A 25,409-nucleotide genomic window follows, 5' to 3' on the forward strand; every position below is an offset into this window, starting at 1 on the left:
GAAGCCGGGGCGCGACGGCGCGAGACGGGCCGGGCGCGACATGGGCGGGCGCCCGGAGCCGTTGCTCCGGGCGCCTGGTGGAGCCGGGTCAGGTACCGGCCAGCGGCATGGCGCTCGCGACGAGCTTGCCGTTGGCGGCCGCCTTGTCGAGGGCGTCGCGCAGCAGGTCCTCGCGGGGCTGCCGGCCGATCGAGCCTGCCGGGGCCGCGAAGAGCAGGACCTGCTGGTGCTTGTTGGCCGCTGCCCGCCAGCTCTCGGTGACCTGGAGCGGCTGGTGCGCCTGCCACCAGGCGACCGGTGAGCCGCCGCCGGTGCCCGGCTGCAGCACGGCGTGCAGCTGGCCCATGGCGAGCAGCACGGACCAGCCGTGCAGCACGGAGGGCGGCTCGGTCAGCTCGGTCACCGGCATGAAGCCCTGCTCGATGAGCAGCGGCAGGAAGTCGTCGCCGGCCCCGGTCGTGCCCGGCCGCACGATCGGTCCGGTCGGCTCGACGACGAGCGCCGGGTGCAGCTCGCCGTTGATCAGCACGAGTCCGCTGGTGACACCGAGCACGGCCTGCTCGGGCGCGGCCGTGGCGGGGCCGCCGTCGGCGGTGATGGAGCGGACGGCGCCCTGGAGCTGCTCCTCGGTGACCTGGACGACCTGGGAGGGCAGGCAGCCGGCGTGGGCGAAGGCGAGGACGGCGGTCTCGTCGCCGATGAACAGGACGGTGCTGGTGCGCTCCTGTTCCGAGTCGCCCGGGGTGCGGCAGGACGTGCAGTCGTAACTGCCGGGGGCGTTCTCTCCGGCGAGCAGCCGGTCGGCTTCTTCGTCGCCGATCTCGGCGCGTACGTCGTCGCTGACGTCGAGCATGCGCGGCACGGGTGGCTCCTCGGGATGCGGTGCGTGGCGATGCCGGGTGGCTCCCGGCCCATGAACGCGGGGGGTCCCCGGCTCATGAAGAAGACAACGGACGATCTGTGGCCGGAGTCACGCCCGGAAGCGAACGGAATCGAACCATCCGAAGCACAGGGTGAGAGAGCACCCGGAATCCGTCACTCCACGCCAACTACTCGGATCCCCAAGGAAGTTGAGGCGGTGAAGTGGGTCACAGATCACCAGACCGACAGGTCGACAAATCCGGAAATCACCCAATGAAGTGGGTGGCCGAATCTCGTTGATACCCCCGGTAACAGTCAACTGGCCTGGAATGACAAGGATGTGGTTGATACCGGATGGACCAGCTCCCTAGATTCCTCCGCCGTGTGCAACTAGCACCGCTCGGGTACGTCCGCCGACCGCATCACAGCCAGCTCGCAGCACCACGTCCGGCGGACGGGGAGGAGCGCGGCGCCCGCGTTCTGTACGACGGGAGCCGTGCCCCGCCTTGGGGGATCCCGGGTCCTTCGAGAGGGAACTAAATGACCGAATGTGCCGAGAACACTCGTAAGGCCCGTACGACTCGTACGGCGGCGGTCCTCACCGGGGCGGCGCTGCTCGCCCCGCTCGGACTGCTCGCAGCGACCGGCAACGCCGCCGCGGCCGACAACGGAGTGTGGGACCGCATCGCCCAGTGCGAGAGCGGTGGAAACTGGCACATCAACACCGGCAACGGCTACTACGGAGGGCTCCAGTTCTCCGCCGGCACCTGGCGCGCGTACGGCGGTTCGGCCTATGCGTCGACCGCCGACAAGGCGTCCAGGTCCGCGCAGATCGCCGTCGCCACCAAGGTCCAGCGCGCGCAGGGATGGGGCGCATGGCCCACCTGCTCGGCGCGCGCCGGAGCGTCCGGAGGGGCGCCCGCATCCTCGGGCGCCGGGTCGGCCGGAGGGTCGGCCACCACCAAGCCGGCGCCCAAGTCGGCCCCGTCGAAGACCGCGAAGCCGTCGAAGGCGCCGGCACGGCCGACGGGCCACACCAACCGCGGTTCGGCACGCGGCAACTACACCGTCCGTGACGGCGACACCCTGAGCGGAATCGCGGCGCGGCACGGGACCGCCTGGCGGAAGATCTACGCCGCCAACAGGGCTGTCATCGGCGCCGATCCCGATCTGATCGTGGTCGGACAGCGGCTCGCCGTCTGAGCCGTTCACCGTGCTCCGGCACGGGGGCCCCACCCGGTCGTCCGACCGGGTGGGGCCCCGTCCGCCCCGGGCGCGGCTCGCGGGCCCCGGAGCCCACGCTGCTTAGCGTGGGCCGATGTACCCCGCCCCGTCCCTCGCGTCGCTTCTCCTTCCGCTCCGGCGTGTCCGGTACGCGGCGGTGCTTGCCGCCGCCCTCGCCGCCCTCGCCCCCTCGCGGGCAACGGCCGTGCCACCGCCACCGCTTCCGGATCCGCAGACAGCGCGGGTACCGTACGACTGTGCGACGGACCAGTGGCCCTGGGGCTGTCTCGCCGAGTGCGAGAGCAGCGGCCGCTGGAACGCGAACACCGGAAACGGCTTCTACGGGGGACTGCAGTTCTGGCAGCCCACGTGGAAGGAGTTCGGCGGACTCGCCTACGCCCCGCGTGCCGATCTGGCCACGCGCGAGGAGCAGATCAAGGTCGCCAAGAACGTCCTGGCCGTCCAGGGGTGGGAGGCGTGGCCCGACTGTTCCAAGCGGTACGCGCTCGCGGGCCGGGTGCATGTGGTGAAGGCCGGCGAGACCCTGTCGTCGATCGCCCGCAAGTACGCCCTGAAGGGCGGCTGGCAGGCCCTCTACCGGGCCAACCGGCAGATGATCGGGAGCCGTCCGGACCGGCTGAACATCGGCACGATGCTGCTCATCCCAAAGGATTCCGGCCGCGTCCTGGCGACGGCCCGTGCCCGCTTCGGCCCGCCCCGGACGCCCGGCCCGTCGTCCGTACCTCTGCCGCCTCGGCCGCCTCTCCGCTGAACACGACCGTCCCGCGGCGCAGTTCATGGACGTACGTCGTCGCCGGCGCCGTGGCGCGCAGTCCGGGCGGCAGCCGCTGTTCCGCGACGACCACGCACGCGTCGAGACCGCTCAGCAGCTCGTACGTCCGTGCCGCGACCGCCGGTGACATGCCCTGCGCCGGCTCGTCGACGAGCACCACGCGCGCGCGTGCCAGCACAACCCGGGAGAGCGCGAGCATGCGCTGCTCGCCGCCGGAGAGGGTGCCCGCGCGACGGAGAAGCAGGGGTTCGAGGGCGGGGTAGGCGTCGAGCGCCGCCTCGAAGGCTGCGGCCGTGGTCCGCCGCGCTGCCGCCAGTTCGAGGTTCTCGCGCACGGTCAGGGAGTCGAAGACGGCCTGCCGTTCCGGAACCAGGCACAAGCCGCGCCGGGCCCGCTCGTACGCCGGCAGGCGGGTCACGTCGGTGCCGTCCCAGACGACGGCGCCACCGGAGAGGGGGACGGAGCCGGCCAGGGCGCGCAGCGCGGTCGTACGGCCGGAGCCGTTGCGGCCGAGCAGCACGGTGAGACCGGGGCCGGGCGCGAGGAGGGACACGCCGTGCAGTGCCTCCAGGGGGCCGTAGCGCACGCGCGCGTGGCACAGGGCGATGCTCATGCCTCACCCGCCGTGTCCAGTACCCGGCCGGCGGGCCCCGACGTGACGATCCGTCCCGCCGCCATGACGTGCACCGTGTGGGCCAGGTCCGCGACCAGGTCGAGATCGTGCTCGACGACGAGCAGGGCCATGCCGTCGGCGGCGAGGGCCCGCAACACCCGGCTGAGGGTGGCCACTTCGGCGCTGTCGAGTCCCGCGGCCGGCTCGTCCAGCAGCAGCACGCGCGGGCTGCCCGCGAGCGCGCGGGCCAGCTCGACGCGGCGCAGGGTCCCGGTCGGCAGCCCCGCCGCCGGACGGGACCGCACCGGACCGTCGAGCCCGAGCAGCCGCAACACCCGCTCCACGGCGGCCGGATCGACGACCCGGCCCTGCTCCGCGCCGACCCGGACGTTCTCGGCCACCGTCAACGACGGGAAAACGGCCAGCTGCTGAAAGGTGCGCGCGATGCCGAGCCGGGTCCGCGCGTGGGCGGCCGGCCTCGTGATGTCGCGCTCGCCGAGGAGGATCCGTCCGCGCGTGGGACGCAGCGTTCCGGCGAGGCAGTGGAACAGGGTGCTCTTGCCCGCTCCGTTGGGGCCCACGACCGCCGTGATCCGCCCGGCACGCACATCCAGGTCGACCCCGTCGAGCGCCGTGAACCCGCCGTAGGCCACGTGGAGGTGCCGGGCCCTCAGCAGCGGGGTGAGGGCGTCCTGGGCCGGTCCCGGTGCGACAGGGGCGCGCGTATCGCGTGCCGCCGCCGACCGCGCGGGCCGGGCGGCGGGGCTCGGCGGCGCGGTGACTCGCCTGTGCGGAAGGGCAGTTGGGGGCGGGGCGGCAGGGGTGCCGGGCGGCGGGGGCGTAGGGTTCGCGCTCCGTGGCGGCGCGGGCCGTTCCGCCGGGGTACGCGCCAGTGTGTCCCGGCGCGAGACGCCGATCGTCCCCGGCGCATTTGGCGCACCCGGCGCATTTGGCGCACTCGGCGCATTTGGCGCACTCGGCGCTCCCGGTTCACTCGGCGCTCCCGGTGCACCTGGCGCGCTCGGCGCACGCAGCGCACGCAGCGCACGCAGCGCACGCGCCGTACCTGCCGTACCCGTCCACGCGCCCGTCGGCGCCGTCGCGCCCGCCGGAGCGGGCCGGATCCGTGGCGCCGTCGCGCCCGCCGCAGCGGGCCGGATCCGGGGCGCCGTCGTGTCAGCGTTCCGCAGTCGTTCGCGCACCCGGACCCCCAGCGGCGTGAGGGCCGACTCGCGGCGCGGGCGGCCGGCCGCCGTGCGCAGTGCCTCGTAGGGGCCGGCGGGGAAACGCCCGACGAAGACCGCGAGGAAGCCGATCAGCGCGGCCGCCACCCCGCCCCGCGCTCCCGCGTCGAGCCCCACGAGGAGCGCCGCCGCCAGCAGCGCCCCGAGCACGCTGTCGGCGCCGAGGACGACGACCGCGGCGAACCAGAGGAGGCCGCGGACGGGGTCGAAGGCGCCGGGGTCGAAAGCGCGCAGGCCCATGCCGAGGAGACCGCCGCCCAGGGCCGCCAGCGCGGCGCCGGCCACGAAGGCCGTCAGTTTCAGCGCCGGGACGGGCACCCCCGCGGCCGACGCCCCCGACTCGTGGTCGCGCATGGCCGCCAGCGCCCGGCCGGTGCGACCCCGGCGCAGCGCGGTCACCGCCAGTAACGCCCCGGCCAGGAGCGCGAGTTCGAGGACGTAGTACGCCCGGTCGCCCTCGAAGCCCGCCGGGCGGCCGAGCGACAGTCCCGACGTCGCGTACGGCTGGGCGAAGACGAAGCGGCTGACGCCGACCCCCACCGCGAAGGTCGCCAGCGCGAGGGCGAGCCCGTGCCGGCTGATCGCGGGCCAGCCGGTCAGCAGACCCAGCGGGGCCACCAGGAGGACGGCAACGGCCAGGGCCGCGAGTTCGGGCAGCTCCGGCAGGCCCGGGAAGCGGCCCGCCGCGAGCAGCGCGGTGAACAGGGCGCCCAGACCGGCGTACGCCGCCTGCCCCAGCGAGAGCTGGCCGCCGCGGCCCGTCACGACGACCAGGGAGAGCAGTACCACCGCGAGCGCCGGGACCTGGACCGACGTATGCAGGTCCGAGCCCGCGAAGCCGAGGGGGAGAAGGAAGAGGACCACCGCCACTATCCGGCCGCCGGAGGGCAGCGCCGTCCGGGGCGCGGCGGCGCGGGGGAGGGCGTCGCGGGTGCCGATGCCGGGCAGGACGAGCGCGGCGAGAAGCAGCGCGACCACGAAGAGGTTCGCGCCCACGGCCTGGAGCAGCGGCTCGGCCCAGCCCGACGGATGCAGCCGGGTCAGCTGGCTCTGCGCCACCCCGATGCCCAGCGCCACCAGGACGGCGACCGGCAGACTGCGCATCCGGGCGGCCACCGCCACCGCCATCACCTCCATGACGAGGAGCGGCATGCCGTACGGGTCGAGGCGCACGTACGGTGCGAGGAGCACGCCCGTCAGGCCCGCGGTGAATGACCCGAAGGCCCAGCCGGCCGCGGCCACCCGGTCCGCGTCGATGCCCCCGAGCACCGCGAGCGAGCGGTCGTCGACGACGGCCCGCAACTCCCTGCCGAACCGGGTCCAGCGCGTGACCGCCCCGACGGCCGCCGCCAGCAGCAGAGCCACCGCCAGCTGCCCCCACGGATCCGCGGACACCAGCGTCGGCACGTCGGCGCGCGCTCCGGGGCCCCAGACCAGAGCGGCCCCGCCGACCAGCAGCACGAAGACGCCGATGGACGCGACGAGCGTCTGTGCCGGATCACCGCCGAGGACGGACAACGGGCGGAACACGAAGCGCTCCAGGACCAGGCCGGTGGCCGGGGCGACGACGAGCAGGACGACGGCCGCGGCGACAGGAAGCGGCCAGTGCCACTCGACGGTGAACTGGCGCAGCAGATACGCGCACACCATCGCGATCGCACCGTGCGCGAAGTTGAGCACACCGGTCGCCCGGTGCGTGACGATCAGCCCGATCCCGGTGAGGGCGGCCGCACTGCCGACCGAGAGCCCCGCGAGCGTGAGGTCGTACGTCAGGGACGCCATCAGTCTCCCCGGGCGGCCGGGGACGGTTCGCAGATCGGGCACGGGCCGAGGTCGCCACGCGCCAGGACCTCCGCGTCCGCCGGTACCGCCTCGGCCTTCCCGGCGACCAGGGGACAGTCCGCGCGGTGCCAGAGCGTCCCGCCCGGCACCATCAGCAGCTCGTCGCTCACGGCGACGGGCGCGTGAGCCGCCTGCCCGGACTCGTCCACGTCCGCGGGCCCGGCCGCCACCAGCAGGCCGAACAGCTCCTCCACCCGTGCCGCGGCCAGGGCGCTCCTGCCGTGGGTGAGCAGCACCGCGGCCGCGATGATCAGCGCCGCTCCGGGCACCGTGCAGGACGCCAGATACGGCAACTGCCGTTCCGCGTACCGCTCGCCCGAGATGCCGTACCAGCCGATGACGCACAACACCGCTCCGGCGGCGAGCGCGGCCCACCCGGCCCAGAGGGCGGGGTGCACAGTCCGCAGTCGAGCAGTCCGCATCCGGGGCTCCCACGTCGTGTGTCTGTCCATGTCAGCCAATGGCTTGCACTATGCCTTCTGCAAGCTGACCCTGAAAGCACCGGGCGCACCTGGCCCGGTCCGACACCCGGTGGTGAGCCAGATGGTTCTCGGGAGCGACCTCAGGCAGGGCAAGAGCAGGCGGGGGCGCGGCCCCGGAGAGCGGACCGGCAGGCCATGGCGGGTGGCGGTGGCCGCCGCCGTCGCCGCGCTGGCCCTCGGACCGGCCCTCACGGGATGCAGCGACGACAGTGGTGGCGGGAGCACGGCGCCGCCCACACCCCCGGTGGAGAAGCCGGGCAAAGCCGGGGCGAGCCCGACGGCTCCCTCCGATCCCGCGGCGGCCGAGCAGGAGATCACGCGGAACTGGGAGAAGTTCTTCGACCCGGCTGTCTCCGCGAAGGACAAACGGGCCGTCCTGGAGAACGGCGACAAGATGACCGAGGTCCTGGACAGCTTCAACGGTGACAAGCGGGGTGAGGAGGTCAAGGCGAAGGTCGAGAAGGTCGAGTTCACCTCGCCCACCGGGGCCGACGTGACGTACTCACTGACCCTCAAGGGCGCGACGGCCCTGCCGGGGGCGTCCGGTACGTCCGTCGAGCAGGACGGCACCTGGAAGGTGTCCGTCAAGACGCTCTGCGCGCTGGTCCAGCTGAGTGGCAACGCGTCCCCCGGGCCGGGCTGCTGACCGGCGTGCGCCGCAAGGGAGCCCTCGCCGCGGGCCTGCTGCTCCTGGTGGGCACGGCCTGCGGCAGCCGCCTCCCGGAGAGTGACTTCGAGGACCGGCCGACGCCCACTGGCCGGCAGGCCGCCCCGATCCGGGTGGGCATCGTCACCAGCGTCACCAGCCCGGTCGGGGGCTCCGCGTTCACCGGGCCGCGCGACGGCGCGAAGGCCTACTTCGACCGGCTCAACGCCGGCGGCGGCATCGCCGGGCGCAGGGTCGAGGTGCGCACCTGCGACGACGGTGGCAGCGGCGTCGGCAACAACGAGTGCGTGCACCGGCTCGTCGACGAGGACAAGGTCGTCGCATTCGTCGCGACCACCGCCCTCGACTACGCGGGCGCCGCCCGCGTGTCCCACGCGCGTGTGCCCGACATCGGCGGCCAGCCGATCGGACCCGCGTACGACACCTACCCGCACCTCTACGGGATCTACGGCAGCCTCGCGCCCCGGACCGGCACGCCGGGCTGGGACGGGAAGCTGTACGGCGGCATCGAGGTCTACCGCTACTTCAAGCGCGAACAGGGCGCCCGTACGGCCGCCGTCGTCTCCTACAACCAGTCCGCGTCGGCCGCCTACGCCCGGCTCGTCGCCCGGGGCCTGAAGGCCGAGGGCTACCGGGTCGTCACCGAGCAGGTCGACTTCGCGCTGCCCAACTTCCGTGCCGCCGCGGCCGACCTGAAGGAGCAGGGTGCCGACCTGGTCTTCGACGCTCTCGACACCCATGGCAACGCCCAGTTGTGCAAGGCGATGGACGCGGTGGGCGCCGAGGTCACCGCCAAGGTCACCAATGTGCAGAACTGGACGTCCACCGTCCCCGAGGACTACAAGGACTCGCCGCGCTGCCGCAACGCCCTGTGGGCGACCGGCTCCAGCCGCAACTACGAGGACACCGGGCACCCGGCCGTACGGACGTTCCGCGAGGCCACGAAGAGCCTCACCACGCACTCCCAGTGGCAGCTGGAGGGCTGGGCGGCCGCCATGTGGTTCACGGACGCGGCACGGGCCTGTGCGCCGACGGGCGTCACGCGCGCGTGTGTCGACGGTTTCCTGGACGAGGGCGGCCCGTACACGGCCGGCGGACTGTTGCTTCCCGTCACCTACGAACACCTGGCACAGCCCCCGAGGACCCGCAGGACGTGCGTGTCGGTGGCCCGTTGGAAAGACGGTCAGGGCTGGGTCGCCCAGGGCGACATGAACAGCACCTGTTTCGAGGTGCCGCAGCTGTCGTACAGCCCTTGATGCGAGCAGTGGCCGAAAGGTTCCCGAAGTCGCCTTCCGATAACGCAACCTTTGGGGAACAAGATGGTGATGGTGCCCAACCCATGCCGGTAGTCGATGGTCTAACCATGCGGTAGGCGGACGATACGGGGAAACAGGGGATTCGGGGACGCATGCATATCTCTTTCTTGATACACAACGCGTATGGAATCGGGGGGACGATTCGGACTACGTACAACCTCGCCAACACCCTGGCCCAGCAGCACGACGTCGAGATCGTGTCGGTCTTCCGCCACCGCGACGAGCCGGTCTTCGCGCCCGACCCGCGCATCCGGCTGCGGCATCTCGTCGACATCCGCGAGGACACCGCCGGATACGAGGGCGGGGACCCCGACTACCACCGCCCGGCCCGGGTCTTCCCACGCGGCGAGGGCCGCTACGGGCAGTACAACGCGCTCACCGACCGGCGGATCGCCGAGCACCTCGCGGCGGTCGACGCCGACGTCGTGGTCGGTACCCGGCCCGGCCTGAACGTCCATCTGGCCCGGCAGGCCCGGCGCGGACCGCTCCGCGTCGGCCAGGAGCACCTCACGCTCGACAGCCACTCGCCGGGGCTGCGCAGGGAGCTGCGCGCCGTCTACCCGCGCCTCGACGCGCTCACCACGACCACCGAGGCCGACGCCCGCGCGTACCGCGACAGGATGCGGCTGCCCGGCGTCCGGGTGCAGGCCGTGCCCAACTCCGTGCCCGCGCCCGGCATCGAGCCCGCGGACGGCTCCGGGAAGTGGGTCGTCGCTGCCGGGCGGCTCGCCCCCGTGAAGCGCTACGACCTGCTGATCAAGGCCTTCGACCGGGTGCGCGCCCAGCGGCCCGACTGGCGCCTGCGGATCTACGGCGGCGGCCGGCAGAAGGACAAGCTGCGGGCGCTCATCGACGAGCTCGGCCTCTACAACCACGTCTATCTGATGGGCCCGGCCAACCCCATCGAACCGGAGTGGGCCAAGGGCTCCATCGCCGCCGTCACCTCCAGCCTGGAGTCCTTCGGCATGACGATCGTCGAGGCCATGCGCTGCGGCCTGCCGGTGGTGTCCACGGACTGCCCGCACGGCCCGGGCGAGATCATCGACAACGGCGTGGACGGGCGGCTCGTCGAGGTCGGCAACGCCGACGCCATCGCCCAGGGCCTGCTGGAGCTGATCAACAACGACGCGCTGCGGCTGCAGATGGCCGAGGCCGCGCTCAGGGACTCGGCGCGCTTCGACCCGGCCAGGATCGCCGAGCGCTACGAGTCGATGTTCTCCGGCCTCGCCACCCGCGGCGGCTCGACCCTCGGCGGCCGGATGCGCGGGTCGCTGCACCGCACCCGCGGAGCCCTGCTCGGCGGCGCGTATGCGGTTCGGGATGCCGGACGCACGACACAGAAGAAGGGGCGCACCGCGTGATGACGCTGGCTCCGGGGACCACGCACCAGCACTCCGACGAGGACACCGCCATGCCGCCGCGTGCCGACTGCATCGCCGACTCCGCGGGTGGACTCACCTTCGACATCACGGAGACGGGCGAGCCGGGTGACGCGCTCCTGGTGCTGCGCCGCCGCGAGGGCCACGAGGAGGTCAGCCTGCCGCTGACCCCGGCCGCGGACGGCCGGCTGCGGGCCGCGCTGCCCAGCAGCGTCGCCCTGCCCGAGGGCCGCTGGGACGCCTACGCCCAGGTCGCCGGCGGTGAGCCGCAGCGCCTGGTGCCCGGCGTCAACGACCTGCGCTCCCTCGTCGACCGGATGCCGAGCGGCTCCCGCGGCCACGTCGCCGTACGCATCCCGTACGCGACCAAGAACGGCAATCTGACCGTCCGCAGCTGGCTGCGCGCCCCGCATGCCGAGGCCGGTGAACTGCGCATAGAAGAGGGCGAACTGGGAGTGCGGGCCCGGGTGTTCGGCACCGGACTCGGCCCCGACGCGTACGTCGAGCTGCGCGGCCGGTCACCGGGCGGGCTCGTCGTACGGACCGAAGTGACCGCCGAACAGGCCGAGTTCACCTTCACGGTCCGGTACGGGACGCTGGCGCCGGGGGTCTGGGATGTCTGGCTGCGGCCGGCGGGGGAGTCAGGGCCGCGGGTCAGGATCGCGCGGCTGCTCGACGACATCGCCGACAAGAAGCCGATCTTCACCTACCCGAAGGTCGCTCTGACCACGGAGTACGGCCCGGCGGCGGCCTGGCCGTACTACACACGGGACAACGACCTGTCCGTCGCGGTCACCGAGAGACCCGAGGAGCCGGTCACCGCGACGGCCTGAACAACTCGCGGCTGCCGTCGGCCGGAGGCTGCCGCGAACCGACGCCGGGGCACCCTTGCGGACAGTTGCTGTCCGCAGGGCCTGGCAGACTCGGCCTCATGTTGGAGACTTCGGCACGGCTGCTGCGCCTGCTGTCACTGCTGCAGGCCCACCGCGAATGGTCGGGCGCGGACCTGGCGGACCGGCTCGGTGTCACCGCAAGGACCATCCGCCGGGACGTGGACCGGCTGCGTGAGCTCGGCTATCCGGTCAACGCCAGCCCGGGCACGGGCGGCGGCTATCAGCTCGGCGCGGGGGCCGAACTGCCGCCGCTGCTCCTGGACGACGACGAGGCCGTGGCCGTGGCGGTCGGGCTGCGCCAGTCCGCCGGGCAGGGCATCGAGGGCATAGGAGAGACCTCCGTGCGCGCCCTCGCCAAGCTCGAACAGGTCCTGCCCCACCGGCTGCGCCGCCGCGTGGGCGCCCTGAACGACTTCACGGTGCCGATGCTGCGCGCCGCTCAGCCGTCCGCCGTGGACCCCGAGGTGCTCACCGAACTCGCCAACGCCTGCCGGGACTTCGAGCGGATGCGCTTCGAGTACCGCGACCACGGCGGCTCGTCGACCCGGCGCACCGCCGAGCCGCACCGCCTGGTGTGCTCCGAGCGCCGCTGGTACCTGGTCGCCTGGGACGTCGACCGCGACGACTGGCGTACGTTCCGGGTGGACCGCATCACGCCGACGCCGCCGCACGGACCCCGCTTCGCGCCCCGTACACCACCCGCCGAGGATTTGGCCGCCTATGTCTCCCGAGGTGTCTCCACGCGCGCGTACGCCTCGCACGCGGTGATCCGGCTGCATGTGCCGCTCCAGAAGGCGGCAGACCGCGTCTCGCCCTCCGCCGGCACGCTGGAGGCGGAGGGCGAGCGGAGCTGCCTGCTGCGCACGGGGGCGGCGAGCCTGGACGTGATGGTGATTCACGTGATGCTGATGGGCTTCGAGTTCGAGGTGCTTGAGCCGGCCGGGCTCATCGACGCGATCAGGACGGCCCGGGACCGTCTGACGAACGCTCTTGACCGAAGCGGATCTGCGGGCTCTTCTCCTGGCCGGAGCGGGTCTGCGGCGGAGTGATCGCCGCGAACTCCGGATGGTGCAGGTCGAACGCCGGGGCCTCGGAGCGGATCCGGGGCAGTGTGACGAAGTTGTGCCGCGGCGGCGGGCACGAGGTCGCCCACTCCAGGGACCGTCCGAAGCCCCAGGGGTCGTCCACGTCGACCTTCGTGCCGTACTTGGCCGTCTTCCAGACGTTGTAGAGGAACGGCAGCGTCGAGATGCCGAGCAGGAAGGCGCCGATGGTCGAGACGGTGTTGAGCGCCGTGAAACCGTCGGCGGCCAGATAGTCCGCGTAACGGCGCGGCATGCCCTCGGCGCCCAGCCAGTGCTGCACCAGGAACGTCGTGTGGAACCCCACGAACAGCGTCCAGAAATGGATCTTCCCGAGCCGTTCGTCGAGCATCTTGCCGGTGAATTTCGGCCACCAGAAGTAGAAGCCGCCGAAGGTCGCGAAGACGACGGTGCCGAACACCACGTAGTGGAAGTGCGCCACGACGAAATAGGTGTCGGTGACATGGAAGTCGAGCGGCGGCGAGGCCAGGATCACGCCGGTCAGCCCGCCGAACAGGAACGACACCAGAAATCCGGTCGCCCACAGCATCGGGGTCTCGAAGGACAGCGACCCCTTGAGCATGGTGCCGGTCCAGTTGAAGAACTTCACGCCCGTGGGCACCGCGATCAGGAACGACATGAAGGAGAAGAACGGCAGCAGCACCGCGCCGGTCGCGAACATGTGGTGCGCCCACACGACCACCGAGAGACCGGTGATCGCCATCGTCGCGCCGACGAGCGTCAGATAACCGAAGATCGGCTTCCGGCTGAAGACCGGGATGATCTCCGTGATGATCCCGAAGAACGGCAGCGCGATGATGTAGACCTCGGGATGCCCGAAGAACCAGAAGAGGTGCTGCCACAGCAGCGCCCCGCCGTTGGCCGCCTCGAACACCACCGAGCCGAACCGCCGGTCCGCCTCCAGACACAGCAGGGCCGCCGCGAGCACCGGGAAGGCGAAGAGCACCAGGATCGACGTGAAGAGGACGTTCCAGGTGAAGATCGGCAGCCGGAACATCGTCATGCCCGGGGCCCGCATACCGATGATCGTCGTAATGAAGTTCACCGCGCCGAGGATCGTGCCGAAGCCGGCCAGCGCGAGCCCCATGATCCACAGGTCCGCGCCGATGCCCGGCGAGCGTTCCAGACTGTTGAGCGGGGCGTAGGCGAACCAGCCGAAGTTGGCGGGGCCCTCGGGCACCAGCACCGATCCGAGGACGATCAGGGCGCCGAAGAGGAACAGCCAGTACGACAGCATGTTCAGCCGGGGGAAGGCGACGTCCGGGGAGCCGATCTGGAGCGGCATGATCTCGTTGGCGAAGCCCGCGAAGGTCGGGGTCGCGAAGAGCAGCAGCATGATCGTGCCGTGCATGGTGAACAGCTGGTTGAACTGGTTGTTGTCCATGAGCTGCAGGCCCGGCCGGGCGAGCTCGGCGCGCATCAGCAGCGCCATGAGGCCGCCGATCAGGAAGAAGGCGAACGACGTGATCAGGTAGAGATGCCCGATCTTCTTGTGGTCGGTGGTGGTCAGCCAGTCCACGATCAGCCGGCCGGGCCGCTTCTGCGGTACCGGCCGGGCCGCCGCCTGCGCGGTGTCCGTACCCATCGCTCGCCCCCTCGCTCGTCGCGCCCCGGGCCTGCTGAAGCTCACGCCATGATGCTCGCGTCGCCCCGCGCTCCGACAGAGGGCGTGCGGGGGTTCTGTGCTGGAACCGTGTATTTCCTATGCGGCGTCAGCTTCCGTGAGCAGCCCCGGATTCGGCCGGACAAGGCGCTGTCGTATGGCGGTGGTAGCCCTTTCCACCGGGCAATTCGAGGCGCGGTCAAGTTAGCCGGGAATTAGTCGCGAAGTCGTGCGGGACACGGTCGGAACCGCTCGTACGTGTGACGGAGTTAGGCCGAAACGCGTGTCGTGATCCTGTGACAGAAGCGTGACCGGAGGGGGACGCGTGACGCATGGTGGCGGGTCCGGGCTTCCCCGGCCGCGGTCCGGCGCCTAACGTGGCCGGCATGGCACCCATTCCCACCCCACCCGCAGAGCCCGAGGACAGCCCGGACACCTACGTCGGGCTCGAGGCCACCAGCGCAGAGCGCCGTGCCCGGGAGCGCGGCTGGTCCACGGTGCGCTCGCTCCCGCCGGGCGCGATCATCACCATGGAGTACCGCGTGGGCCGGCTGAACTTCGAGGTGGCCGACGGCACGGTGACCCGCTGCTGGAAGGGCTGACGGGCACAAGGGCCGGCGTACGTACGGCGAAGGCCCCCGGATCGAGAGGATCCGGGGGCCTTCGTGGTGCGGGGAGAGGTGTGCGTACCGGCCCCGCGGTTCAGGTGTTCAGTTGCCCGTCACGGGGCGGGCCGAGGTGCCCGCGGCGCGCGGCGTGCGGTCCGAGTGCGGGGGCCGGCGGCTGCCGACCGGGGTGACCGGCGTGCGCTCCGAGCGGGTCGTGTGCGGGCCCGGGGCCAGGTAGGCGGGCGCCCGGGGCGAGCGGGCGGCGGCCACCGCCTCGCGTGCCGGGACCTCCCCGTCCGGGGAGGCGGGCTGCGTGGCCATGACCGGCGCACCGACCGGCGAGGTGGCCGGAGCGGGGACGGTACGGCCGCGACGGCTGCGTACGGCGTCGCGCAGGCGGAAGATCCAGGCCTCGGCGCGGGCGATCAGCGGCTCGAACCAGGGCAGCGCCAGCAGGATCAGCAGACCCGCGGCCCAGCCCAGGAGCACATCGCTCAGCCAGTGCGTACCGAGGTAGACGGTGGTGAGGCCGACGCCGAGCGAGGTGACGGCGGACAGGGCGGAGAGCCAGCGCCTGGCCCGCGGGGTCGAGGCCAGATAGGCCAGGATTCCCCAGGTCACCACGGCGTTGGCGGTGTGACCCGACGGGAATATGTCGCCGCCGAGTCCCATCTCGTTCGAACCGATGGTGATGGCGTAGTGCGGGCCGAGGCGGCCCATGCCGAGCTTGGCGGCGCCGACCGTGATGTTCAGCAGCAGCAGCGAGGCGCCCAGCGTCAGCAGCGGGCGCAGCGTGTGCTGGCGCCAGGAGCGCCAGCCCAGCCAGGCGCAGACCATCACGGCGGTGGGGCCGCGCTGGCCGAGCACCACGTAGTAGTCCAGGAACGCGTGAATCTCCGGCCACTGCTGGTAGGGGCGGAAGAACATGACCTGCCAGTCGAACCGGACCAGCCAGGATGTGACCGCCACGGCCCACACGATGGCCAGGTAGAAGGCCAGGGTGGCTACGAGGAGCACGACCCTGTGCCGGCTCATCCTTGGCACAAAGATGTTGGCCGGTCGTTCCGGCTCACGGTCCAGCCGGGCGAAGACCCGGTCCAGACGGGTGAGGTTTCGTTCGGTACGCACTCAATCGACGTTACAGCGAGTGAGCTCTGTTCCCGCCCGATTCACTGGCTTTGTGATGACGATGTGATGTGGGATTGCTCTCAGCGGCAGGTTTATTTCTGTGGTTTGCCTATTCATGGACGCCGCCGGCCTTCAATTCCATTGATCATTTGGAGTCGCCGTTTATTCCCCCTTACGAATTCGTTCACCGAATGCTGGGGGCGAATTCTCCGGGCGCTCACCGGCCCCGGCGGAGTCGATCATGAAAGCGTGTGGCGCACGCCACACACCCCTGGGGGAAACGTGAGAGGTCCGCCACGTGACGCGCCGGAGGACTCGCGTACGCTGACGGCTCACTCGCCTTTGTTGCGTGGGCCGGGAGAGACCGCTCCTCCCCGGCCGCAGCCGCAGGGAGTCCCCACCCAGCGGATCCGCCGAACGCGAGGGAACATCTGGGAGGTAGTACATGTCCGGGACGACCACGGCCGCTGCGCGTTGCCGTCGGGAGGCCGGGGCCGGTGCCAACCGCTGGGTCGTCCTTGTGGTGCTGTGCGCCAGCCTGCTCCTCGTCGCCGTCGACGCCACCGTGCTCCATGTCGCGGTGCCCGCGGTCACCGAGGACCTCAGGCCCGGCGCGATAGAACTGCTCTGGATCGTCGACGTCTACCCGCTGGTCTGCGCCTCGCTGCTCATCCTCTTCGGCACGCTGGGCGACCGCGTGGGCCGCAGACGGATCCTTCTCCTCGGTTACGCCCTCTTCGGCGTCGCCTCGGGGATCGCGGCCCTCGCCGAAACCGCGCAGGTGCTGGTCGCCGCGCGCGCCCTGCTCGGCGTCGGCGGCGCGATGATCATGCCCGCGACCCTCTCGATCCTGCGCCAGGTCTTCCCCGACCGGCGCGAGCGTGCCCTCGCGATCGGTATCTGGAGCGCCGTGGCCGCCGTGGGTGCGGCCGTGGGCCCGTTGCTCGGCGGCTTCCTGCTCGAGCACTTCTGGTGGGGTTCCGTCTTCCTCGTCAACATCCCGCTGATGCTGGTCAGTCTGCCGGTCGGCCGCTGGATGCTGCCCGAGTCGACCGGTGACCGCAACGGCCCCTGGGACGTCGTCGGCGCGCTGATGGCCGCCGCGGGACTCTTCGGCATGGTGTTCGCGGTCAAGCGCCTCGGCGGCGGAGAGGCGCCGCTCAGCCCCGTCACGCTGGTGCCGCTGGTGGTGGGCGGCGCACTGCTGGCCGGCTTCGTACGACGGCAGCGGCGCCGTGAGCACCCGCTCGTCGACCTGCGGATGTTCGCGCGGCCCGCGTTCAGTACGTCGGTGGGGTGCATCGTGCTCGCGATGCTCGCGCTGGTCGGCCTCGAACTGATCGCCGCGCAGTACCTCCAGCTGGTGCTGGGCCTCTCGCCGCTGCAGACGGGCCTGCGGCTGCTGCCGCTCACCGTCGCGGCGATGGCGGCGGGCCTCGCCGGGGCGAACATGCTGCGGCGGTTCGGTCCGCGCACGATGGTCTGCTTCGGGTTCTGTGTCACAGCGGCCGCGGTGGTCACCCTCACCGCGATGGGCGGCCACGACAACACCGGGCTGCTGCTCTTCGGCTTCGTCCTGCTCGGGTTCGGCCTGGAGATCACGCTCTTCGGCGCGTACGAGTCCATGCTCAGCGAGGCGCCGGCCGCGCAGGCCGGCGGGGCCGCCGCGATCGGCGAGACCTCCTATCAGCTGGGCGCCGGCATCGGCATCGCGCTGCTCGGCAGCGTGATGAACGCGGCGTACGCGCCCGGTCTGTCGTCCGTGCCCGGGGTGCCGGCGGCCGACTCCGCTGCCGCGGGGCATTCGCTGGGCGAGGCGTACGAGGTGGCCGGGCGGCTCGGTGGGGCGCCCGGGGCGGCGCTGCGCCACGCGGCGCGGGACTCCTTTGTGCACGGGCTGCATGTGACTCTGCTGGTGAGCGCGGGGCTGTTGCTGCTGGGGGCGGTGATGGCGCTGCGGTTGCCGCGGGTGATGGATTGCGAGGCGCCTGCGGCGGGCGTTTCCGACGTGCCGGCGCCCCGGGAGGCTGCCGAGTCCCGGTCCCGGCAGACCCGCGTGTCCGCCTAGGCCCCCAGCGGGGGCGCACCACCATCGGCGCCCGAGGGGTCGTGGGTCCGGGCTCTGGACTTGCGGGAGACTGGCTCGTAACGTCGGCTCGAAGCCGTAACTAACGCTGCTAGTTTTCGCGTGCCGGAGGTTCTGCCATGTCCGCGTCCTCGACGTTGCCGTCGTTCGATCCCGCAGATCCGCTGGGGCTCGACGATCTGCTGGAAGCGGAGGATCTGGCGATCCGCGACACCGTGCGCAGCTGGGCGGCGGACCGGGTGCTTCCGTATGTCGCCGAGTGGTACGAGAAGGGGGAGCTGCCGGGGATCCGGGAGCTGGCGCGGGAGCTCGGCGGGATCGGGGCGCTCGGGATGTCGCTCCAGGGGTACGGGTGCGCGGGGGCCAGTGCCGTGCAGTACGGGCTCGCCTGTCTGGAGCTGGAGGCCGCCGACTCCGGGATCCGCTCGCTCGTCTCCGTACAGGGCTCGCTCGCCATGTACGCCGTCCATCGCTTCGGTTCCGAGGAGCAGAAGCAGCGCTGGCTGCCCTCGATGGCCGCCGGAGAGGTGATCGGGTGCTTCGGGCTGACCGAGCCCGACCACGGGTCCGACCCGGGCGCCATGCGGACCTACGCCAAGCGCGACGGCGGGGACTGGGTGCTCAACGGGCGGAAGATGTGGATCACCAACGGGTCCGTCGCCGGGGTCGCCGTCGTGTGGGCGCAGACCGACGACGGGATCCGCGGATTCGTGGTGCCCACCGATGCGCCGGGGTTCTCGGCGCCCGAGATCAAGCACAAGTGGTCGCTGCGGGCGTCCGTCACCAGTGAGCTGGTCCTGGACGACGTACGGCTGCCCGCCGACGCGGTGCTGCCGGCGGTCACCGGGCTGAAGGGGCCGCTCAGCTGCCTCTCGCACGCGCGCTACGGGATCGTCTGGGGCTCGATGGGCGCCGCGCGGTCCAGCTTCGAGACCGCCGTCGAGTACGCGAAGACGCGCGAGCAGTTCGGGCGGCCGATCGGCGGCTTCCAGCTCACCCAGGCCAAGCTCGCCGACATGGCCGTCGAGCTGCACAAGGGGATTCTGCTCGCCCACCATCTCGGGCGGCGCATGGACGCGGGCCGGCTGCGCCCCGAACAGGTCAGCTTCGGCAAGCTGAACAACGTGCGGGAGGCGATCGAGATCTGCCGCACGGCGCGGACGATCCTGGGTGCCAACGGGATCTCGCTCGAGTACCCCGTGATGCGGCACGCCACGAACCTCGAGTCGGTGCTCACCTATGAGGGCACCGTCGAGATGCACCAGCTGGTGCTGGGCAAGGCGCTCACCGGTCTCGACGCCTTCCGGTAGCCGGTCCGGCAGTTCCGGAAGGCGGCGCCGGTGAGCGGCCCTGCCTCAGCTCTGGTTGAAGAAACCGTCCGAGTGACGGCTGGGCGCCTCGCCGCTGACGATCTCCGTGTTGGCGGGCGTCAGCAGGAAGACCCGGTTGGCGACCCGCTCGATCGTGCCGCGCAGGCCGAAGGTCAGGCCGGCCGCGAAGTCCACCACGCGCTTGGCGTCGGCGGGCTCCATGGACGTGAGGTTCATGATGACCGGGACGCCGTCCCGGAACAGCTCACCGATACCGCGTGCGTCCCGGAAGCTGTCCGGGGTGACCGTGCCGATCCGCCGGCCCTTCTCCTCGGCCGTCTCGGAAGCGACCTTCACGCGCGGGTCGGTGACCCAGGCCTCGCCGGACTCCTGTCCCTCGGCGTAGTCGTCGTCGTAGTAACGCTCGTCATCGTTGTCGTCGACGAGGCCAAGCCAGGCACTCGCCTTGCGCACCGATCCCATGGACGCCTCCTCTCACAGCGGTCTTTCTTACGTCCGCATCCCCATGGTCGTCCATGATGCGGAGGTCGCGCCAAGTGGTTAGACGCCGCGCGGGGGTTTCGTGACGGTACTGGTGCACAGCGAATCCGTCGAGAGCCCGCGTTTCCCAAGGGTCCTGCTGTAAACCGCTGCTGACTAGGAGTGAAATATGATTCTTCACGGCGTCCGGGTGACGGTCGGGGCGTACGGGTGAACGGAGGGGTCGTTACTCTGTCCTCCGGTTCGCCTCCGGCGCGGTCGAGCCGGGGTGCGGCTCAACGTCGTACGAGCCACGGGGGAATGTCGTGTTCGGAATCGTGCGGCCCTGTCGTCATCGCCTGACGGAGGGTCTGAAAACGCAGTGGATGGCGCACTTGTGCGGGCTCTGCCTCGCGCTGCGCGGGGATCACGGGCAGTTCGCCAGAGTCGTGACCAACTACGACGGGCTGCTGATATCGGTTTTGACGGAGGCTCAGGCGGCGCCTTCGGCGGGCGGGCGGCGGACCGCCGGGCCCTGTCCGCTGCGCGGAATGCGCACCGCGTCCGTCGCGCAGGGGGAGGGCGCGCGGCTCGCGGCGGCCGTTTCGCTGGTGCTGGCCTCGGCGAAGGTACGTGACCATGTCGCCGACAAGGACGGGCTCTTGGCGCGCAGGCCCGTGGCGCTCGCCGCTCGCCGGGTCGCCGCGAGCTGGGGCCGGGCCGGTGCGCGGACCGGCTCCGACGTCGGCTTCGACACCGCCGTCCTCGTCGACGCGGTGGACCGGCAGGTCGGTGTCGAGGCGCTCGCGGGGCCCGGCACACCGCTGCTGACGGTCACGGAGCCGACCGAGACCGCGACCGCCGCGGCCTTCGCGCACACCGCCGTGCTCGCCGGGCGGCCCGGCAACGCGGCGCCCCTCGCGGAGGCCGGCCGCCTCTTCGGCCGGCTCGCGCATCTGCTGGACGCCGTGGAGGACAGGGAAACTGACGCCGCGTCGGGTGCGTGGAACCCGCTGACGGCTACCGGTACCTCCCTCGTGGAGGCACGGCGGCTCGCCGACGACGCGCTGCACGGGATCAGGCTGGCGCTGCGCGACGCGGAGTTCACCGACGCCGAGCTGGCGCACGTGCTGCTCGCGCACGAGCTGGGGCGGTCGGTGGACCGGGCCTTCGGCACGGAGGCCTGTTCCCGCCAGGGCGCGCACGGCACGCAGGGCGCCTTCGGGCCGCCGCAGCAGCCGGGGCCGTACGCGCCGCAAGGCCCGCACAGCCCGGGGAGCCCGCACGATCCGCGGAATCCGTACGGCGGTGAGCCCCCGCGCCCCGACAAGCGGGGCTTCCTTGCGGGCTGCGCGGTGGCGATCGGGCTGTGCTGCACCTGCAAGGTGTGCTGCGCCGACGAGTACGAGGGCGCGTGGTCGCGGAAGCGGCGCGAGGGCTGGTGCGACAACTGCGACTGCGATGGCTGCGACTGCTGTGAGGCCTGCGAATGCTGTGAGTGCTGCTCCTGCTGCGACTGCTGACCGGGAGAGCGTGGCGGGCGGGTCCGGGAGCCGGCGGCCGGGAAGCCGGCTGCCGGGGGCCTGACCGTGAAGGCTGGGTTCCGTCCCGCCACCCGTACGGGACGGAACCCGGGCTTGACGGAATCTAGTCCTTGATCTCCGGCGGCGAGATCTGCGACGTGTCGATCCCCGAGCCGGAGGTCCCCCACTTCTTGAGGATCTTCTGGTAGGTCCCGTCGGCGATGAGCCCGTTCACCGCGGCCTGGAAGGCGGGCGCCAGCTTCGTGCCCTTCTTGAAGGCGAAGCCGACGTCGAGGCGGTGGAACTCGTTGAGGAACTTCACGCCCTCCTGGTGGGCGACCGCGTAGCGCAGTCCGTTGATCGTGCTCATCACGATGTCGCTGCGCCCCTGTTGCAACGACGACCAGACCGCGCCCTGCTCGCTGTACGTCTGCACCTTGTATGCCTTCTTGCCCGCGTCCGCGCAGACCTTCTTGTTCGCCTCCAGCGTCGCCTCGAAGGTCGTGCCGGCGGTGGTCGCGACGTTCAGCCCGCACAGCTGCTTCAGGTCGGTGACCTTCTTCAGCGTGCTGTCCGTGCGGGTGGCGAAGCCCTGGCCGTCGTTGATGTAGGTGACGAAGTCGATGGTCTTGCGGCGCTCGTCGGTCACCCCGAAGTTGCTGGCGCCGAAGTCGTACTTGCCGCTGTCGAGGGCCGGCAGGATCGCCTCGAAGCTCGCGGCCTCGTGCTTCAGCCGGATGCCGAGTGCCTTCGCGACCGCCTCGGCGAAGTCGACGTCCTGGCCCGCCAGGGTCTTGCCGTCCTCCAGATAGGAGGTGCCCGGCGGCTGGCCGGAGACGCTGATCGCGGCGGTGAGGTTGTGGACACCGGACGGCACCAACTTGGCCGCTGCCGCGTTCTTCTTGACCGACGAGACCACGTCCGTGGTGGGGATCCCGTCACTGACGCCCGCCGCCCGGGCATCACCACCGCCGGCGCCCGTGCTCCCCGAGTCGCCTGAACCGCACGCCGTGAGCAGCAGCGCGGTGGAGGTGATCAGGGCAAAAGGGATGAAAAGGCGGCGACGGGGCCGCGAGGACGTACTCATGGCGTACGGATCTCCTGAGCAGGCAGAAGGCAGGCAGAAGGCAGGCAGCGTGAGCCGAGGTGCGCGAGGGGAGGGGAGGCGCGATACGCGTGTGAAGGCGTGGGTGACGGCGCTCAGGCGCCGGAGAAACGCAGAAGGCGCCCGCAGGAAGGGGCGCCGGAGGTCAGCTCAACAGGAAGAGGACCACACTCGACCGAAGTCGATGTGGGAGCGCTTGACCAGCCACTGCTGCGGATGCATGGGCCAAGTGGAACAGGCATCCGTTTCTTCGTCAACTGACCTGAGACGAACGGCTCACAGTGTGGACAGCCTTGACAGTGAGGGGAAACGCCCCCGTACTCTCGACGGACGGTCGTGCTGAGGGGCTCGGCCGTACGGCGTCTTCCGGCGCCCTGTTGTGACGCGTACGGCCCCTGTTGTCCGTACGCCTCCGTGTGAAGGCATCACCCTCCCCGAGAGTCTCGGCCCGTTCCGAGCAGGGGACACCCAGCGACGCAACGCGTCAGGGAGCCTTCGCATGTCTTCCGACACCGCCACCAAGGTGAGCGCACCGCACGAAGCGGAGCCGCTGCGCATCGTCCCGCGGCGCCGGCCCGGCCAGTGGGCGGCGGCCCTCGTCGTCCTCGTCCTGCTCGGACTCGCCGTCAACTCCGTCGCCCGCAACAAGGCGTTCCAGTGGGACGTCGTCGGTGACTACTTCACCTCGGCCTCGGTCCTGCGCGGTCTCTGGCTCACCCTCTGGCTGACCGCGCTCGTGATGGTGCTCGGCTTCGCGCTGGGCACCCTGCTCGCCGCGTTCCGGCTCTCCGCCAACCCCGTGCTGCGTGCGGTGAGTTGGGGATACGTCTGGCTCTTCCGGTCGATGCCGATCCTGGTGCAGCTGCTGTTCTGGTTCAACATCGGGGCGCTGTACCCGCAGATCCTCGGCGTGAAGACGGTGAATCTGCTCGGCCCGGTCACCGTGGCCATCGTCGGACTGACCCTGCACGAGGCCGCGTACGCCGCCGAGGTGGTGCGCGGCGGCATCCTCTCCGTCGACCGCGGCCAGATCGAGGCCGCGCAGGCGCTGGGGCTGAGCCGGCTGCGCCGCTGGTCGAAGATCGTGCTGCCGCAGGCGATGCGCTCCATCGTGCCGCCGGCCGGAAACATGCTGATCGGCACCCTCAAGGGCACCTCCATCGTCAGCGTCATCGCCGTACAGGACCTGCTCTACTCGGTGCAGCTCGTCTACCACCGCACCTACCAGGTCATCCCGCTCCTGATGGTGGCCACACTCTGGTACGTCATCGTCACCTCGGTGCTCAGCGTCGGCCAGTACTACGTCGAGAAGTACTACGCGCGCGGTGCGGAGAACCGCCGATGAGTACCGGGCGCCCCACGCTGGTGATCGTGGGGGCCGGGCCGCGGGGGACCGGTCTGCTGGAGCGGATCGCCGCCAACGCGTCCGAGCTGTACGCCGGTTCGGGCCTCGACATCCATCTCGTCGACCCCTATCCGCCGGGCGGCGGGCGCATCTGGCGCGAGGAGCAGTCGCCGCTGCTGTGGATGAACTCGCAGGCCCAGGACGTCACGATGTTCACCGACGAGTCGGTGGACATGGCCGGCCCGGTCCTCGAAGGGCCCACGCTGCACGAGTGGGCCGCCCTCGACGGGCGCAGCTTCGCGGACCGGCAGCGGCAGGGCACGTATCTGCGCTGGGTGTACGAGCGGACGGTGGCCGCCCTGCCGCCGGACATCACCGTCCGCCATCACGCCCGCCGCGCCCTGCGGGTCAGCGGCTCCCGTCAGGGCCGCCAGCAGGTGTGGCTGGAGGGCCGGGCCCAACCGCTCGTGGCCGACCTCGTCGTGCTGACCCTCGGCCACCTGGACGCCGAACTCGACGACGAGCAACGGGCGTTGGGCGCCTACGCGCGGGAACACCGCCTGGTGCATCTGCCGCCGGACTTCACCGCCGACAGCGATCTGTCCGCGCTCGCACCCGGCGAACCGGTCCTCGTCCGCGGCTTCGGGCTCGCCTTCGTCGACCTGATGGTGCTGCTGACGGAGGGCCGCGGCGGGCGCCACGAGGGAGACGTGTACGTGCCGTCCGGGCGTGAGCCCGTGCTGTACGTCGGCTCGCGGCGCGGGGTGCCCTACCACTCCAAGATCGGCTACGACTGGACGGGTGAACGGCCGCCGCTGCCACGGTTCTTCGGGCCCGCCGAGACCGAGGCGCTGCTCGCCCGCCCGGGCGGCTTCGACTTCCGGCGGGACGTCTGGCCGCTGGTCGAGAAGGAGCTCGGGTTCGCCCACTACCACCGGCTGTTCACGGCCCACCCGGAGCGGACGGCGATCGCCTGGGCGGACTTCGAGGAGAAGTACGCGGCCGGTGACGGCGCCGAGATCCAGGCCCTGGTGGCGTCGGCGGTGCCCGACCCGGCCGACCGGCTCGACCTCGCCGCGCTGGACCACCCGCTGGACGGGGTGCGGCACACCTCGTTCGAGGAACTCCAGGACGGGCTGCGTGCCTACATCGCGAGAGACCTGACCCGGCGTCACGACCCCGCGCACAGCCCGGACTCGGCCGTCTTCCTCGGTCTGCTCTCCGTCTACGGACAGCTGGTGCGGCTCGGCGACATCGGCCCCTGGTGGCACGGCTTCTTCAGCTTCATGGCGTCCGGGCCGCCCGGACCCCGGCTGCGGCAGATGCAGGCCCTGTCGCGGGCCGGGATCCTCAGGTTCGTCGGCGCCGGCATGACCGTCACCGCCGAGGACGGGGTCTTCCGGGCGGGCAGTGTCACCGTGCCCGGCGCCACGATCGAGGCCCGCGCCCTCGTCGAGGCGCGGCTGCCGCACCCCACCGTCGAGCGGACCCGGGACACGCTGCTGGCGGAGCTGTACGCCGACGGAGCCGCCGCGACCCCCGAAGGACTGCTCGCCGTGGATCCCGCCGACGGCCGCGTCCTGGACCGCTCCGGCACCCCGCACCCCCGGCGTTTCGCGCTCGGCCCGCACACCGACGCCCGGGGGTCCGGCGCGTTCACCCGGCCGCGTACCGGCGGCCCCGCCTTCCGGCAGAACGACGCGACGGCCCGCGCCGCACTGGCGTTCCTGCGCGCGATCTCCTGTCGCGTCGCGGCCTGACGCGTTCCTCCTCCGCGCCCCGGCGCGACCGCAGCCACCCACAC

Annotated in this window: 21 protein-coding genes; 13 read left to right on the top strand and 8 right to left on the bottom strand. The window is 71.6% G+C overall.

Annotated features, from left to right (window positions below):
• Nucleotides 1-88: 88 nt before the first annotated feature.
• Nucleotides 89-862 (bottom strand): hypothetical protein, encoded by a 774-nt coding sequence (locus ACFVYF_RS30475; protein WP_389460504.1) that lies wholly within the window; start codon nucleotides 860-862, stop codon nucleotides 89-91.
• Between the two features lie 539 nt (nucleotides 863-1,401).
• Between ACFVYF_RS30475 and ACFVYF_RS30480 the strand changes: the two genes are divergently transcribed.
• A complete protein-coding gene (locus ACFVYF_RS30480; protein ID WP_389460505.1) occupies nucleotides 1,402-2,064 on the top strand; it encodes a transglycosylase family protein in 663 nt (220 codons plus the stop codon).
• Nucleotides 2,065-2,179: 115 nt separating this feature from the next.
• On the top strand, nucleotides 2,180-2,857 hold the full coding sequence (locus ACFVYF_RS30485) for a transglycosylase family protein (protein WP_389460507.1): 678 nt from the start codon (nucleotides 2,180-2,182) through the stop codon (nucleotides 2,855-2,857).
• Here the strand turns inward: ACFVYF_RS30485 and ACFVYF_RS30490 are convergent.
• The 3 genes from ACFVYF_RS30490 to ACFVYF_RS30500 are packed head-to-tail and all read right to left on the bottom strand — an operon-like array spanning nucleotide 2,745 to nucleotide 6,999.
• The gene (locus ACFVYF_RS30490; RefSeq protein ID WP_389460509.1) at nucleotides 2,745-3,491 is read right to left on the bottom strand and encodes an ATP-binding cassette domain-containing protein; all 747 of its coding nucleotides are present in this window, start codon (nucleotides 3,489-3,491) and stop codon (nucleotides 2,745-2,747) included. The genes ACFVYF_RS30485 and ACFVYF_RS30490 overlap by 113 nt on opposite strands.
• Entirely contained in the window at nucleotides 3,488-6,517 is a 3,030-nt protein-coding gene (locus tag ACFVYF_RS30495; protein WP_389460510.1) for an ATP-binding cassette domain-containing protein, read from the bottom strand. The genes ACFVYF_RS30490 and ACFVYF_RS30495 overlap by 4 nt, the downstream gene beginning before the upstream one ends.
• Nucleotides 6,517-6,999 carry a hypothetical protein gene (locus ACFVYF_RS30500; RefSeq protein WP_389460512.1) on the bottom strand — a complete coding sequence of 161 codons (483 nt, stop codon included), beginning with the start codon at nucleotides 6,997-6,999 and terminating at the stop codon, nucleotides 6,517-6,519. Before ACFVYF_RS30500 ends, ACFVYF_RS30495 begins: the two co-directional genes overlap by 1 nt.
• 121 nt (nucleotides 7,000-7,120) lie before the next feature.
• Between ACFVYF_RS30500 and ACFVYF_RS30505 the strand changes: the two genes are divergently transcribed.
• The 5 genes from ACFVYF_RS30505 to ACFVYF_RS30525 all read left to right on the top strand — a co-directional run bounded on the left by ACFVYF_RS30505 (nucleotide 7,121) and on the right by ACFVYF_RS30525 (nucleotide 12,363).
• The gene (locus ACFVYF_RS30505) at nucleotides 7,121-7,705 is read left to right on the top strand and encodes a hypothetical protein (protein ID WP_389460514.1); all 585 of its coding nucleotides are present in this window, start codon (nucleotides 7,121-7,123) and stop codon (nucleotides 7,703-7,705) included.
• Between the two features lie 5 nt (nucleotides 7,706-7,710).
• Nucleotides 7,711-8,982: an ABC transporter substrate-binding protein gene (locus ACFVYF_RS30510; RefSeq protein ID WP_389460516.1), complete on the top strand. Its 1,272-nt coding sequence runs from the start codon at nucleotides 7,711-7,713 to the stop codon at nucleotides 8,980-8,982.
• Between the two features lie 152 nt (nucleotides 8,983-9,134).
• Nucleotides 9,135-10,403: a glycosyltransferase family 4 protein gene (locus ACFVYF_RS30515; RefSeq protein WP_389460518.1), complete on the top strand. Its 1,269-nt coding sequence runs from the start codon at nucleotides 9,135-9,137 to the stop codon at nucleotides 10,401-10,403.
• Nucleotides 10,403-11,254 carry a hypothetical protein gene (locus ACFVYF_RS30520; protein ID WP_389460520.1) on the top strand — a complete coding sequence of 284 codons (852 nt, stop codon included), beginning with the start codon at nucleotides 10,403-10,405 and terminating at the stop codon, nucleotides 11,252-11,254. The genes ACFVYF_RS30515 and ACFVYF_RS30520 overlap by 1 nt, the downstream gene beginning before the upstream one ends.
• Nucleotides 11,255-11,352: 98 nt before the next feature.
• Nucleotides 11,353-12,363 (top strand): helix-turn-helix transcriptional regulator, encoded by a 1,011-nt coding sequence (locus tag ACFVYF_RS30525; RefSeq protein WP_389460522.1) that lies wholly within the window; start codon nucleotides 11,353-11,355, stop codon nucleotides 12,361-12,363.
• Here ACFVYF_RS30525 and ctaD read toward each other — a convergent pair.
• On the bottom strand, nucleotides 12,272-14,002 hold the full coding sequence (gene ctaD / locus ACFVYF_RS30530) for a cytochrome c oxidase subunit I (RefSeq protein WP_389460524.1): 1,731 nt from the start codon (nucleotides 14,000-14,002) through the stop codon (nucleotides 12,272-12,274). The two genes, ACFVYF_RS30525 and ctaD, sit on opposite strands and share 92 nt — an antisense overlap.
• 404 nt (nucleotides 14,003-14,406) lie before the next feature.
• Here ctaD and ACFVYF_RS30535 point away from each other — a divergent pair, with 404 nt between their 5' ends.
• A complete protein-coding gene (locus ACFVYF_RS30535) occupies nucleotides 14,407-14,622 on the top strand; it encodes an I78 family peptidase inhibitor (RefSeq protein ID WP_389460526.1) in 216 nt (71 codons plus the stop codon).
• A 108-nt stretch (nucleotides 14,623-14,730) separates the two neighbouring features.
• On the opposite strand, the gene ACFVYF_RS30540 is transcribed toward ACFVYF_RS30535, so the two are convergent.
• Nucleotides 14,731-15,756: a phosphatase PAP2 family protein gene (locus tag ACFVYF_RS30540; protein WP_389460527.1), complete on the bottom strand. Its 1,026-nt coding sequence runs from the start codon at nucleotides 15,754-15,756 to the stop codon at nucleotides 14,731-14,733.
• Nucleotides 15,757-16,201: 445 nt separating this feature from the next.
• Between ACFVYF_RS30540 and ACFVYF_RS30545 the strand changes: the two genes are divergently transcribed.
• The gene (locus tag ACFVYF_RS30545; protein WP_389460529.1) at nucleotides 16,202-17,824 is read left to right on the top strand and encodes an MFS transporter; all 1,623 of its coding nucleotides are present in this window, start codon (nucleotides 16,202-16,204) and stop codon (nucleotides 17,822-17,824) included.
• A gap of 137 nt (nucleotides 17,825-17,961) precedes the next feature.
• Nucleotides 17,962-19,152, top strand: coding sequence for an acyl-CoA dehydrogenase family protein (locus tag ACFVYF_RS30550; protein ID WP_389460531.1), 1,191 nt, complete (start codon nucleotides 17,962-17,964; stop codon nucleotides 19,150-19,152).
• A 45-nt stretch (nucleotides 19,153-19,197) separates the two neighbouring features.
• Here ACFVYF_RS30550 and ACFVYF_RS30555 read toward each other — a convergent pair whose 3' ends face one another.
• Nucleotides 19,198-19,635 carry a cell division protein SepF gene (locus ACFVYF_RS30555; protein WP_389460532.1) on the bottom strand — a complete coding sequence of 146 codons (438 nt, stop codon included), beginning with the start codon at nucleotides 19,633-19,635 and terminating at the stop codon, nucleotides 19,198-19,200.
• Between the two features lie 323 nt (nucleotides 19,636-19,958).
• Here ACFVYF_RS30555 and ACFVYF_RS30560 point away from each other — a divergent pair, with 323 nt between their 5' ends.
• Nucleotides 19,959-21,155 carry a DUF5685 family protein gene (locus ACFVYF_RS30560; protein WP_389460534.1) on the top strand — a complete coding sequence of 399 codons (1,197 nt, stop codon included), beginning with the start codon at nucleotides 19,959-19,961 and terminating at the stop codon, nucleotides 21,153-21,155.
• Nucleotides 21,156-21,279: 124 nt separating this feature from the next.
• Here the strand turns inward: ACFVYF_RS30560 and ACFVYF_RS30565 are convergent, their stop codons facing one another.
• Nucleotides 21,280-22,242 carry an ABC transporter substrate-binding protein gene (locus ACFVYF_RS30565; protein WP_389460536.1) on the bottom strand — a complete coding sequence of 321 codons (963 nt, stop codon included), beginning with the start codon at nucleotides 22,240-22,242 and terminating at the stop codon, nucleotides 21,280-21,282.
• 517 nt (nucleotides 22,243-22,759) lie between these two features.
• Between ACFVYF_RS30565 and ACFVYF_RS30570 the strand changes: the two genes are divergently transcribed.
• Nucleotides 22,760-23,605: an amino acid ABC transporter permease gene (locus ACFVYF_RS30570; protein ID WP_389460538.1), complete on the top strand. Its 846-nt coding sequence runs from the start codon at nucleotides 22,760-22,762 to the stop codon at nucleotides 23,603-23,605.
• On the top strand, nucleotides 23,602-25,365 hold the full coding sequence (locus ACFVYF_RS30575) for an FAD/NAD(P)-binding protein (RefSeq protein WP_389460540.1): 1,764 nt from the start codon (nucleotides 23,602-23,604) through the stop codon (nucleotides 25,363-25,365). The genes ACFVYF_RS30570 and ACFVYF_RS30575 overlap by 4 nt, the downstream gene beginning before the upstream one ends.
• Nucleotides 25,366-25,409 lie beyond the last annotated feature (44 nt).

This window comes from Streptomyces sp. NPDC058274 (assembly GCF_042881375.1).
Lineage (GTDB): Bacteria > Actinomycetota > Actinomycetes > Streptomycetales > Streptomycetaceae > Streptomyces.